A 12,108-nucleotide genomic window follows, 5' to 3' on the forward strand; every position below is an offset into this window, starting at 1 on the left:
GCAGACATCATTGATTCGGCATACTTCGTTCAGTGCATGAACAGCGGAATAACGCCGAATAGGGTTGCCGCTGCAAACATTACGACCGATGCCGACAGAGACCACATCAGGGTATAGCGCTGATGATCGCCGAACTCGACCTTGGCCATCCCGACGAGCAGATAGGTTGATGCAACGAGCGGGCTCAAAAGGTGAACGGGTTGTCCCACGATCGACGCCCGTCCGATTTCAGCCGGACTGATGCCATAGACGGCAGCGGCCTTGGCGAGAATCGGCACGACGCCGAAATAGAAGGCATCGTTCGAGATAAAGAAGGTGAACGGGATGCTCAGAGCTCCGGTCACGGCAGCCATGTAGGGCCCCAGCTCAGGAGGAATCGCAGCGATCACGCTATGGGCGATCGCGTCGACCATCTTCGTCCCCGAAAGAATTCCGACAAATACCCCGGCCGCAAAGATCAAAGCTACAACGGGAAGCGCGTTCGCAGCATGCGTGGCGATCCGCTCTTTCTGGTCTTCGGCGTTCGGATAATTGATCATGATGGCGATCGCGAATGCGGCCATGAACAGTACTGGCAGGGGAAGGACGCCCCAGATCAGCAGGCCGAGCAGGGTTACCGTAAGGGCCGCGTTCACCCATAAAAGATGCGGACGTGCGGTGTGCGAATCGCTCAGTGCAATGACAGGAGCGTCGCCCTCGCGAAGCTCGGCGCGGGTGCGGTCGGCGGCATGATCCGATGCGTGATCATGCATGTTTGCCGCTGTAAGCACGCCCAGCCGCTTGCGCTCGTTCTTGCCCAGCATATAGGCAACGAACAGCACCCAAATTGCACTGACGACCATGGCGGGAATCATGGGCACGAATATGCTGCCGACATCCACTCCCAGTGCGCTGGCGGCACGTGCGGTCGGGCCGCCCCAAGGCAGGATGTTGAACACGCCGCCTGCGAGCATGATGACGCAGGCGAGTACCAGACGGCTGATGCCGAGTCTCATGTAGAGAGGCAGCATTGCAGAAACGGTAATCATGTAGGTCGTCGATCCATCGCCGTCAAGCGACACCACCATTGCCAGAACCGCAGTTCCCACGACGATTTTCATCGGGTCGCCATGGACAAGCTGAAGTATCTTGCGCACGACAGGATCAAACAGCCCCGCATCGATCATCACGCCAAAATACAGAATCGCAAACATCAGCATGATGCCGGTCGGCGCGAGATTCTTGATGCCTGTAAGCATCATGGGACCAAGTTCCTTGCCAAAGCCGCCCAGCAGGGCGAAAGCAATGGGAACCAGGATAAGTGCCGTCAAGGCAGGGAGCCGTTTTGTCATGATGAGGAACATGAACACGACGACCATTGAATAGGCTAGTACCGTCAGCACGGAAAGGTCTCCTTGCAGCTGCTTTTGGATAAATCGGGTTCTCGGTTGGCTTGGCATGCATGACACGACGCTACCGGGCAGGCTGGTCGGGTGATAGGTGCACGCGCTGCATGCGGGGTCGGACCAACCCGGCCGTTACTATAAATGCAGGGACTTTCAGTCAGCTTTCAATGCATCGGTAGAGTGCAAAATGCCCCGAGCCGATAGTTGATTGCCGGGGTGAGGCACATTCAGGGCATCAGCCCCTTGCTGCTTCGGAAACGTCGGTAAGGGCAACGAGGAGGTCGTTGCAACTGTGCATGCAGGATGAGGAAGGGACAAGCCAATATGACATCAGCCCTTCTGGTCCGTATGACGGATTCAAACAGGCTACCTTCCACCGGCAGCTTGTGCCGGTCTGGGCTGGTCATTACATCAGCAGACATGCATCCCGACCTGCTTTTGGTGACTGGAAGCCTGCAAGCAGAGTTTGCCAAGCCTGATCTGGGGCAAGCAAAACAGATAAAAGATTCCTGTTCCTGTCAGGTAGAGAAAACTGCAAACCTTAATGAATTGCAGTCCTACAGACCGGCGAAGTTGAAGAGCCGATACCCGTTGAGATTCATCTTAACGCGTTCTTAACATCGGTAGCCGGCGACAACCGAGGCAGACGTGCCAGCCTGCGCCACCGCCGTCGGTGAGACACCCTGGCTGCCGCCGCGTGCTGACCGATACATAAGAACCTAGAAGGCGTAGCTGACGCGAACCACAGCAAGGTTGACGCCGTTATTGGGTTCCTTGATGCCGCCGTTCGAAAAGTGCTGGACCTTGAGGCCGACATCAAGCTTGTTCGGGAAGACGTAGCCGATGCCCAGGTGATCGCCGAACTGGAAATTGGTGGAAAGTCGCTTGCCGTTGTTATCGTAATGCCGGGACAGATAGTGTGCACCTATGCCGGCTTCCACGTACGGCCCCTGCAGATCGTCCCGTTGAAAGCGAAATACGGGCGTAAGCCCAATGTCGATAATGCGCTGCGTGCTGTCATCGACGTTACGAAACCGGTCGCCTCTCCATTTTGACAAAGTAAGGTCCCAATAGCCGCCAAGATGAGCATCATTGAATCGAAGCCATTGTCTGTCCCACTTCCATTGCGCTCCGAACCGAACTATATGTGTCTTGTTGCCCGAAGCAAGTTCAAGCGAGCCGGAATCAACCGCGCGCGCAGGCGAATGAACGGCGATCAGTGCATTGGCGAGTGCAAGGATCTTGAATATCGTATTTGCATTCATGGCTCTGGCATTCCGGCAGGCTGCGCTGTAGATGCGGCTTTGTTTCGGGGACCGATACAGCTGTCCGAGGCTGTGCAATTCAAAAGGATTCCAATATAAGAATCGACGCAAACAAGGCAATGTCAAGCCTTTCGCAGGCTACTGCGGGGAAAGCGCTTCCGCCGTTCAAGTTGAGGCCTTCCAACAACGGCTGCTCGCCATACGCCTGGCGCCACAGAGATACATCAATTCCCATGCTGATTGCTTGGAGAGTTTTTACCCGGGTGGATAAGATGATCTGTAACCGTCGGGTCGATAAATTCGCGATAGGATCGCAATAGGTTCGACTCCTGTTCCGAAGGTCGACAAGCATGCTTTCCCTATGGATCAAGTCAACATGCCAGCTTCTGCCAGATTGACGTTTCAGAGACTTTCATTCGTGATCGCCGTCCAGTTGCCGGCATGGGTCGGTGCGGTACAGGCAGAAGACCTTGTCTCGGCATATACAGGTTCATCCTTCACGAGGCCGAGCGACTTGCATATCGCGCGAGGCGCATCCGGCAACGACATCACGTTCCGGGATGTCGACTGGAGTGCACGCCCGCTGGACGCGGCACCCTACTACGGGCTGCGCTATACCCACTTCTTTTCCGCCTTGCCGGCATGGGCGGTTGCCGTCGACTATACCCATTACAAGGTCTATGCAAAGACGGGCACGACGGTACAGGTCCAGGGCGTGTGGAATGGCCTGGCGGTGAATGGCGCGGCGCCGCTGGTCGACTATGTTCAACAGTTCGAGATTTCCCATGGGGTCAACATGTTGAGCATCAACGGCATTTATCGATGGCTCGATATGACGCTCCTCAGTGGACGACTTCAACCGTATGCCGGCGCCGGACTGACTCGCTATTGGATGCATTCGGAGAACATGGTCGATGGTGTCTTTCACGAGACCGGCTATCAATCGTCGGGCCATGGCTTTCAGGTGCTCGCAGGTGCGTCCTACAAGATCACGCCGCAGGTATATGCCTTCGCCGAAGCGAAGTTCAATCGTGCCAAAGCCAATGTCGACATCGCCGACGGCCAGGCAGAAAGCAGACTCAGGACGCTTCACGCTTCAGTCGGCGTGAGCTACGCATTTTGATGGAAGAGAGCGCTTGCGGAATTCATCAATGAAACTCCCATTCAGTTTGCTGCAGCAGGCGGTATGCAATATCCGGATTGCCGCTGATGCTGCATTGGATGATTGGCGGGCCGATCATTGGCACGGACAGCGAACCATCGTCCGGCAAATGTCATTGACCGTCGAGCTGAATGACATGCACCTCAGGCCTGGAGGGAGGATCTGATGGCATTGCGCCAGACACTCAAAACTGCAGTCGCCGTCATCTGGCTGGCGGTCGCCGTCTCCGCCGCAGGCATGGAACTGCCGGATGAATCGGACGTTCCTGAAGCGTCGGCGAACATGATAGCGGCGACCGGGCAAACCGATCCGACGCGGCCGCAGTCCGACTTTCCGGCAGGGGTCCTTTCAGTCAGCTATGGAAAGCTTTTGCTGGATGACCTCGTCTACGTCGTTCGGTCTCCTGCGCAATGGTCGGACGAAGATTGGCGCAACGCAGGCATTGCTGCGGCCGGCGTACTTGTCGTCGGCTCGATTCTTGACCGAAAGGCCTATGAGCGATCGGTCAAGCTGCGTGAACGCGAACATGAGCAGCGGGCCAAGAATATCGAGCGTCTCGGCACCAACGGGGCCGTGCTGGCGATACTGGGCGGCTTCTATGTCGCAGGGAGTTTGGGCAATACCGAAAGCATGTATGTGGCACAGGACGGATTGGCATCCTCCCTCATTGCCTCTGCCGTGATAACCCCGGCATTGAAGCTCATCGTCGGCCGGAGGCGTCCGCGGGAGAATGAAGGATCGCTGAATCTCAAACCTTTCAGCGACAAGAATTCCTCCTTTCCATCCGGCCATACGACCCAGGTGTTTGTGCTGGCCTCGACAATTGCCAGCCACTACGATCAGCCATGGATCAAGGGACTGGCTTATGGACTGGCAACCATGACCGGCGCAGCGCGCGTATACCACGGCGCGCACTTCGCCTCCGATGTGGCGGTCGGCGCCTTGGTCGGAACTTACGTCGGGAGCACCGTTGCCGCCTATAACACTGCTCTTCGTACGAACGCCAACTCCAGGCTTGCCATCATGCCGACGCTTGCTCCGGGAGCATTCGGGATCGTGATGCAAGTGCAATTCTGACCTTTTCCCATCCTGGAACGAAGCCGACCATGCTGCGTGATATACTGCCGGCATGAATACGAATACGTCAATCCGTCAATATTGGTGGGCCGCCTGATTCTGGCGGCGAGTTTCTGTTCATCCTGACAAACAATGCCGCCGGTTGAAGCGGCATTGTTGTTTCTGCGCTTGCTGTTTTGACCGGTGGATCTCAATAGGGAGATTCCAGTGTCATCCGCAAAACCAATCATTCTGACCGGCGACCGCACTACCGGCCCGCTTCACCTCGGTCATTACGTCGGCTCGCTTCGCTCCCGAGTCGAACTGCAGCACAAGGCGCAGCAATACCTGTTGCTGGCCGACACGCAGGCAATGACGGATAACGTGGGCCAGCACCAGAAAGTCACGAATAACGTCATCGAAGTCGCGCTCGACTACCTTGCCGCCGGCATTGATCCGGAACTGTCGACGATCTTCATCCAGTCGCAGGTTCCCGAGCTGGCCGAGCTGACGCAGTATCTGCTCAATCTGGTAACCGTCTCGCGCCTGGAACGCAATCCAACCATCAAGGAGGAAATCCGGCTGCGCGGATTCGAACGCGATATCCCGGCCGGTTTCCTTACGTACCCGGTGAGTCAGGCTGCGGACATCACTGCGTTCAAGGCAACACTGGTTCCGGTCGGTGACGATCAGCTTCCAATGATTGAACAGACGAACGAACTGGTCCGCAAATTCAACAGCACGGTGGATCGTCAGGTCCTGGTCGAATGCGAAGCCGTATTGTCCTCGGTCACACGATTGCCGGGTGTCGATGGCAAGGCCAAAATGAGCAAGTCCCTCAACAACTCGATATCTCTCGGGGCCAGCGCCGACGACATCAAGAAGGCGGTCAACCGCATGTACACCGATCCCAATCATCTGCGGGTGGAGGATCCCGGGCAAGTGGAAGGGAATGTGGTCTTTGCCTTCCTTGATGCATTCGAGCCGGACAGGAATGCTCTCGAAGAGCTGAAGGCGCAATACCGGCACGGCGGGCTTGCAGACAGCGTACTGAAACGCCGGCTGAACGAGCATCTGCAGGCGCTCCTCGAGCCCATTCGAGCGCGGCGGCAGCATTTCGCAGGAGATCGCGGCGAAGTCATGAACGTTCTGCGTCGCGGCACTGAAAAGGCAAGGCAGGTCGCCGGCCAGACAGTGTCGGAGGTAAAGTCAGCGCTCGGCTTGAATTATTTCAACTATTGACGCTCAGCGGCAATGACCAGCGCCTGTATCTTGCCGTCGACAGGCCCTGGGCCGAATTGCCTCGCCATGGCATCTGCAGCCTTATCGGTTGCCTCGGCAAGCCGCGATGCGCCGAGGGCTTCGATCTCGCTTCGAAGCGGAGTGCCTTGACAGTACGCGACCGCCGGAACGCGCGCAGTGCTCGCTCGACTGCGCGCAGTCATTGTGACGACGTTGGGCGGCTTGGTGAATCCGCCCTGCGCAAGGTCTCGTTCAATGACTGCAGGGTCGTGGTAGCCATGGGGGATCCGAGCCAGAAATCGCGGCGGATCGTTCGGAAAAAGTACTTCCAGTGCGCTGGTCACGGCATCGGCGAACTCGTTCTTATCGATGCTATCCCACACGTTGAACATGAAGCGGCCGCCGGGACGAAGCACGCGTCTCGCTTCGGAAAAGGCCCTTGCCTTGTCCGGAAAGAACATGACGCCGAACTGGCAGACAACCGCGTCAAATGCCTCGTCGGGAAAAGGCATTTGCAGTGCATCGGCCTGCCGCCATTCGACGGCGCGAGCGACGCCGACTGCTGCCGCCTGGTCCAGCATGGCTTGACTCAAATCCGTTGCTACGATGGAAACGCCGGCCGGCAGATTCTTTGCAAGCTGGCGTGTCACCACGCCGGTTCCCGCAGCGATCTCGAGTACCCGGGACGGCTGGCAGGATGCAACGCGCGAGCCGAGATCAGTGGCGTAAGGCTCAAAGATGAGCGGTACAAGATACTCCTCATAGAGCTGCGGAATGTTGCCTGCGAATGTGGCGCGGACGCCGGGATCGTTCATGATCGTTCCGCCAAGTTGGTTTGCCTGCTTCAATAACGGGCAGCAAATTCTGGAAATGTGTGCTTGACGAAGCTGATGAGACAACATGCCGCAAGCTTCCTGTCATTAAATTTATGACATGCCCGGAACGATTGCCAGGTTTACCGAGAATCATGCGCAGCCGACTCGGCGGCTCGGCGGATATGGAAAACCCTGGTCAATTTTTCAGGTAATCCTTGTGCCGCGACCGGATCTCCTCGACATTGGCCAGCGTGCCCGACAAATGCTTGCGCACGCTCTGTTCGGCAAGCGCGGTGTCGCCTCTGCTGATCGCGTCCACGATCGCATCATGGTCCGCCAGCACTGCCGCAGCCTTGCCCGGTGCCGGCAGGTGCAGGCTGCGAAGGCGGTCGAGGTGCCCGCTGTGGCGGCGCACCAGCGCATAGAGATGCGGCACTTTCGCCGCTTCATACATTTGCCGGTGGAAAGCCTGGTCCGCAAGGGTAAATCCGGACAAGTCCTTTTCCTCAAGGGCGGCTTTCTGCCGCGACACGAACTTGCGCAGGCGTTCGATCAGCGATGCGTCCGCCGAGGCTGCAAGCGTGCGGGCGATTTCCATCTCGACCGACAGGCGCAGGAAATGCGCTTCCTGCGCCAGGTTCACATCGATGCGGCTGACCACGGTCGCATGCTGGGGATACACGTCGACCAAACCTTCCTCGCTCAGCCGGATCAGCGCGTCGCGCACCGGGGTCTGGCTGATGTTGTACTGCGCCGCCAGATCGGTGCGCGACAGCACGCTGCCCGGCGTCAGCGACATTGAGATGATGAGCTCGCGCAGATGCTCGAAAATCTGCGGAGCGGCGTGGCGGGTCCGGTCCAGATTGAACTGGGCGAGGGGCGTTTCATTCAGGGCGGTCAGGGCATCCATTCGGTGTCGGTACGGATAAGGATCGATTGCATGTCGGCATAAGGGGAATACCAACATGATAAATCTTTACGGTCAGTTTGACATACTAATATATTAGTGTTGTAATCCCGATCAAACTGATGGAGCTGCTGCAGCTTTATCGTTCGCCTTGCGCATGATTTGCCAAGGCCGCTTTCCTTGTTGCCAACATGACTATGTGAGCCTGCATGAGCATCCGTAAAAAGAGCATCGAAACATTGAGAAGCGCGCGCTGGTTCGCGAAGGACGATCTGCGTTCCTTCGGCCACCGTTCGCGCGTCATGCAAATGGGCTATTCGCCCGAAGAATTCGTCGGCCGGCCCGTCATCGCCATTCTCAATACCTGGTCGGACATGAATTCCTGCCACTCGCACTTCAAGCAGCGCGTCGAGGATGTCAAGCGCGGCGTGCTGCAGGCGGGCGGCTTCCCGGTGGAATTGCCGGCCATCTCCCTGTCGGAGAGCGCCGTCAAGCCGACCACCATGCTGTACCGCAACTTGCTGGCCATCGAAGCGGAAGAACTGATCCGCTCGCATCCGGTGGATGGCGTGGTGCTCATGGGCGGCTGCGACAAGACCACGCCCGGCCTGTTGATGGGCGCCACCAGCGCCGGCGTTCCGGCCATTTTCGTGCCCGCCGGCCCCATGTTGCGCGGAAACTGGCAAGGCCATGTGCTCGGTTCCGGTTCGGACGCCTGGAAATTCTGGGACGAGCGCCGTGCCGGCAAGATCACCAAGGAAGAATGGGTTGGCATCGAGGGCGGCATCGCCCGCAGCCACGGTACCTGCATGACCATGGGTACGGCGAGCACCATGACCGGCATCGCCGAAGCGATCGGCATGACGCTGCCGGGCGCGTCCTCCATCCCCGCGGCCGACGCCAATCACATCCGCATGTCCGCCGATGCCGGACGCCGCATCGTCGAGATGGTGTGGGAAGACCTGACGCCGGCGCGCCTGCTGACGCGCCGCTCGTTCGAGAACGGCATCATCCTAGCCATGGCCATGGGCTGTTCGACCAATGCCATCATCCATGTGATTTCCATGGCGCGCCGCGCCGGCTGCGACATCGGCCTGGAAGACTTCGACAAGGCCAGCCGCCATGTTCCCGTCATCGCCAACATCCGGCCGAGCGGCGAGACCTACCTGATGGAAGACTTCTACTATGCGGGCGGCATGCGCGCATTGATGAACCGCCTCAGGGACAAGCTGCATCTGGACGAACTGACGGTGACCGGCCGCACCGTGGGCGAGAACATCGAGGGCGCCGAAGTCTACAACGACGACGTGATCCGTCCCATGGACAACCCGCTGTATGAAGAAGGCGCGCTGGCCGTCCTCAAGGGCAACATCGCGCCGGACGGCTGCGTGATCAAGCCCAGCGCCTGCGAAAAGCGTTTCTTCAAGCATTCCGGCCGCGCGCTGGTGTTCGACGACTATCCGTCGATGAAGGAAGCCGTCGAGCGCGACGATCTCGATGTCACTGCAGATGATTTCCTCATCCTGCGCAATGCCGGCCCGCTCGGCGGCCCCGGCATGCCGGAGTGGGGCATGCTGCCGATTCCGAAGAAGCTGGTGCAGCAGGGCGTGCGCGACATGCTGCGCATGTCGGATGCCCGCATGAGCGGCACCAGCTACGGCGCCTGCATCCTCCACGTGGCGCCCGAGTCCTACGTCGGCGGACCGCTGGCATTGGTGCGCACCGGCGACATCATTACCATCGACATTCCGGCGCGCAGCATCAACATGGAAGTCTCCGACGAGGAACTTGAGCGCCGCAAGGCGGAATGGAAACAGCCGCCCAAGCGCTTCGAGCGCGGTTACGGCTGGATGTTCTCCCAGCACATCAAGCAGGCCAACGAAGGCTGCGATTTCGACTTCCTCGAAACCGGCTTCGGCGCCCCCGTCGGCGAACCCGACATCTACTGACAACGACAACTACACCGACCACGACAGGACTCGCATGGCACTCAATCAGCAAACCAAGGAACAATTGCAGAAGGTCAGCACGGCGACGCTGTGCACCGCCTTGTTCAAGCGCGGCTTGCGCAACCAGTTCATCCAGGATGTACGGCCGCTCGACCCGAACAAGGGCAACATGGTGGGCGAAGCCTTCACGCTGCGCTACATCCCGGCGCGCGAAGATCTCAACCCGATCAGCGTGTTCCAGGACCGTGCCCATCCGCAGCGCAAGGCCGTCGAGGAGTGCCCGCCCGGCGCGGTGATGGTGATCGACAGCCGCAAGGATGCGCGCGCCGCATCGGCCGGCTCGATCCTGGTATCGCGCCTGATGGTGCGCGGCGTGGCCGGCGTGGTTACCGACGGCGGCTTCCGCGATTCGCCCGAGATCGCCAGGCTGGAAATTCCCGCCTACCATAACCGCCCCTCGGCCCCCACCAATCTCACGCTGCACCAGGCGCTCGACATCAATGTGCCGATCGGCTGCGGCGACGTGGCCGTGTTCCCAGGCGACGTGATCGTCGGCGACGGCGAAGGCGTGATCGTGATCCCGGCGCACTTGGCCGATGAGATCGCGAAGGAGGCGACGGAGATGACGGCCTTCGAGGACTTCGTCACCGAGGAAGTGCTGAAGGGCAGGTCGATTCTCGGCCTGTATCCGCCCACCGACGAGCAGTCGAAGGTCGATTTCGAAGCCTGGCGGGCGAAGACCGGGCGTTGAAGGATCGCGCTGCAGCCGGTAGAAATTGTCGGCTGCTGCTCGCAAGACAAACATCCAATCAAGGAGACATCATGAACACCACTCGCAGAAGCGTACTCGCCGCCATCGGCCTTTCCCTGCTTTCCGCATCCCTGCCCGGGATCGCGCAGGACAAATGGCCGTCCAAGACCATCACCTATGTCGCCGCTTTCCCGCCCGGCGGCAATACCGATACGCTGGCGCGCCTGATTGCGCCCAAGGTCGGTGCAGCCTTGGGCCAGCAGGTCATTGTCGAAAATCGCGCCGGCGCCGGCGGCAGCGTCGGTTCGGCCTACGTCTCGCGCCAGCCGGCCGACGGCTATACGCTGCTGGGCGGCACCATCAGCTCGCATGCGATCAACCAGAGCCTGTATCCCAATATCGGCTACGACTCGGTCAAGAGCTTTGAGCCGGTCGCAATGCTGGGCATGATTCCGAACCTGATCCTGGTGCGCGCCGATTCGCCGTACAAGACCATCCAGGACCTGATCGCCGCGGCCAAGGCGAAGAAGCAGATCACTTCCGGTTCGCCGGGCAGCGGCACGTCGCCGCACATGGCGCTGGAACTGATGAAGCAGAGCCTGGGCATCGACATCACCCACGTGCCCTACAAGGGCGGCGGTCCGGCGCTGCAGGATCTGCTCGGCGGCCAGATCGACATGATGATCGAAACCACCATCGTCGGCGGCCCGCACATCCAGCAGGGCAAGCTGCGTGCACTGGCGGCGACTTCGGCCGCGCGCGTGCCGACCATGCCGAACGTGCCCACGATCGCGGAATCCGGCGCCCCGGGATACGACGTGCAGTCCTGGCAGGCAGTCTTTGCTCCGGCCGGCACGCCCAAGCCTATCGTCGAGCGGCTGCACAATGAAATCATGAAGGCGCTGTCGGCTCCCGACATGGAAGAACGTCTTTCGAAGATGGGCCTGAACAATCCCAAGATGTCAATCGAGCAGTTCAGCAAGTTCCAGCGCGAGGAAGTCGCGAAATGGGCCACTGTCGTGAAAAAAGGCAATATCAAGGTCGACTGATGCATGCCGCCGGGTGCAATGCCCGGCGGGTTTTGTACGGTGTTGGCAGATACCGGGCAGCTGCTCCCGCTTCGGGAGTAACTGCGGTTTCAAGCGCAGGCATAGCATGACCGTGCACCCATTCACCTGGCCGCTACACAATTCGCTCGCGCGGAGGAAGCGACTTCCCGATGCAATGCTTTCCCTCCAGGCAGTTCAATTGCTCATCCTTCCGTACTGTCGATGACGCCTTGATGTGTTGAATTTCGACCGCTTTACCATCCAGTCATAAGTCACCGACACAATTAGCTTGGTTTCAGGCAATATTGCTTCTGCTCCCTGCGCTTGTATTCGGCTTTGAGGAGTGAATTCGCAGTCTGTGAAATAATGTCGGCTTTTACTGCCAGGGTGCCGGTAAGGGTATGCCGTGTCGCCGGATCCTGCGGATCCCGCCGTCATCCTCGTTCTCGCTTCAACCGGCCGCAACCTTAAACTTGTATTGCGCGAAACCTGCGCAACCAGGCATTTGGCGGGCAATCCGGTATCAC

General features: G+C 59.1%; 11 protein-coding genes. 7 read left to right on the forward strand and 4 right to left on the reverse strand.

Annotated elements, in window-relative coordinates:
• Positions 1-29: 29 nt before the first annotated feature.
• Both IGW03_RS11045 and IGW03_RS11050 read right to left on the reverse strand, forming a co-directional pair.
• On the reverse strand, positions 30-1,382 hold the full coding sequence (locus tag IGW03_RS11045) for a CitMHS family transporter (protein WP_194722614.1): 1,353 nt from the start codon (positions 1,380-1,382) through the stop codon (positions 30-32).
• A gap of 722 nt (positions 1,383-2,104) precedes the next feature.
• Positions 2,105-2,650 carry an acyloxyacyl hydrolase gene (locus tag IGW03_RS11050; protein WP_194722615.1) on the reverse strand — a complete coding sequence of 182 codons (546 nt, stop codon included), beginning with the start codon at positions 2,648-2,650 and terminating at the stop codon, positions 2,105-2,107.
• 514 nt (positions 2,651-3,164) lie between these two features.
• Here IGW03_RS11050 and IGW03_RS11055 point away from each other — a divergent pair.
• From IGW03_RS11055 to trpS, 4 genes are all read left to right on the forward strand, one after another.
• Positions 3,165-3,773, forward strand: coding sequence for an opacity family porin (locus IGW03_RS11055; protein ID WP_194722616.1), 609 nt, complete (start codon positions 3,165-3,167; stop codon positions 3,771-3,773).
• 28 nt (positions 3,774-3,801) lie between these two features.
• Complete coding sequence (locus tag IGW03_RS11060) at positions 3,802-3,978, forward strand: hypothetical protein (protein ID WP_194722617.1); 177 nt, start codon at positions 3,802-3,804, stop codon at positions 3,976-3,978.
• A gap of 71 nt (positions 3,979-4,049) precedes the next feature.
• Positions 4,050-4,889 carry a phosphatase PAP2 family protein gene (locus IGW03_RS11065; protein WP_194722618.1) on the forward strand — a complete coding sequence of 280 codons (840 nt, stop codon included), beginning with the start codon at positions 4,050-4,052 and terminating at the stop codon, positions 4,887-4,889.
• 207 nt (positions 4,890-5,096) lie between these two features.
• Positions 5,097-6,110 (forward strand): tryptophan--tRNA ligase, encoded by a 1,014-nt coding sequence (trpS, locus tag IGW03_RS11070; protein WP_194722619.1) that lies wholly within the window; start codon positions 5,097-5,099, stop codon positions 6,108-6,110.
• Here trpS and IGW03_RS11075 read toward each other — a convergent pair.
• Together IGW03_RS11075 and IGW03_RS11080 are read right to left on the reverse strand one after the other, a co-directional pair.
• A complete protein-coding gene (locus IGW03_RS11075) occupies positions 6,104-6,925 on the reverse strand; it encodes a class I SAM-dependent methyltransferase (RefSeq protein WP_194722620.1) in 822 nt (273 codons plus the stop codon). The genes trpS and IGW03_RS11075 overlap by 7 nt on opposite strands.
• Positions 6,926-7,121: 196 nt before the next feature.
• Positions 7,122-7,835, reverse strand: coding sequence for a GntR family transcriptional regulator (locus tag IGW03_RS11080; RefSeq protein ID WP_194722621.1), 714 nt, complete (start codon positions 7,833-7,835; stop codon positions 7,122-7,124).
• Between the two features lie 206 nt (positions 7,836-8,041).
• Between IGW03_RS11080 and araD the strand changes: the two genes are divergently transcribed.
• From araD to IGW03_RS11095, 3 genes are all read left to right on the forward strand, one after another.
• The gene (gene araD / locus IGW03_RS11085; protein ID WP_194722622.1) at positions 8,042-9,781 is read left to right on the forward strand and encodes an L-arabinonate dehydratase; all 1,740 of its coding nucleotides are present in this window, start codon (positions 8,042-8,044) and stop codon (positions 9,779-9,781) included.
• Between the two features lie 34 nt (positions 9,782-9,815).
• Positions 9,816-10,532: a ribonuclease activity regulator RraA gene (locus IGW03_RS11090; protein ID WP_194722623.1), complete on the forward strand. Its 717-nt coding sequence runs from the start codon at positions 9,816-9,818 to the stop codon at positions 10,530-10,532.
• A 71-nt stretch (positions 10,533-10,603) separates the two neighbouring features.
• Entirely contained in the window at positions 10,604-11,581 is a 978-nt protein-coding gene (locus IGW03_RS11095) for a Bug family tripartite tricarboxylate transporter substrate binding protein (protein WP_194722624.1), read from the forward strand.
• Positions 11,582-12,108 lie beyond the last annotated feature (527 nt).

It is taken from the genome of Noviherbaspirillum malthae, from assembly GCF_015352985.1.
Classification (GTDB): Bacteria; Pseudomonadota; Gammaproteobacteria; order Burkholderiales; family Burkholderiaceae_D; genus Noviherbaspirillum; species Noviherbaspirillum malthae.

Coding starts and splice junctions, on each gene's coding strand:
- IGW03_RS11050 (WP_194722615.1), bottom strand. CDS start 2,650: ATGAATGCAAATACGATATTCAAGATCCTTGCACTCGCCAATGCACTG.
- IGW03_RS11060 (WP_194722617.1), top strand. CDS start 3,802: ATGAAACTCCCATTCAGTTTGCTGCAGCAGGCGGTATGCAATATCCGG.
- IGW03_RS11090 (WP_194722623.1), top strand. CDS start 9,816: ATGGCACTCAATCAGCAAACCAAGGAACAATTGCAGAAGGTCAGCACG.
- IGW03_RS11095 (WP_194722624.1), top strand. CDS start 10,604: ATGAACACCACTCGCAGAAGCGTACTCGCCGCCATCGGCCTTTCCCTG.
- IGW03_RS11065 (WP_194722618.1), top strand. CDS start 4,050: ATGGAACTGCCGGATGAATCGGACGTTCCTGAAGCGTCGGCGAACATG.
- araD (WP_194722622.1), top strand. CDS start 8,042: ATGAGCATCCGTAAAAAGAGCATCGAAACATTGAGAAGCGCGCGCTGG.
- IGW03_RS11080 (WP_194722621.1), bottom strand. CDS start 7,835: ATGGATGCCCTGACCGCCCTGAATGAAACGCCCCTCGCCCAGTTCAAT.
- IGW03_RS11075 (WP_194722620.1), bottom strand. CDS start 6,925: ATGAACGATCCCGGCGTCCGCGCCACATTCGCAGGCAACATTCCGCAG.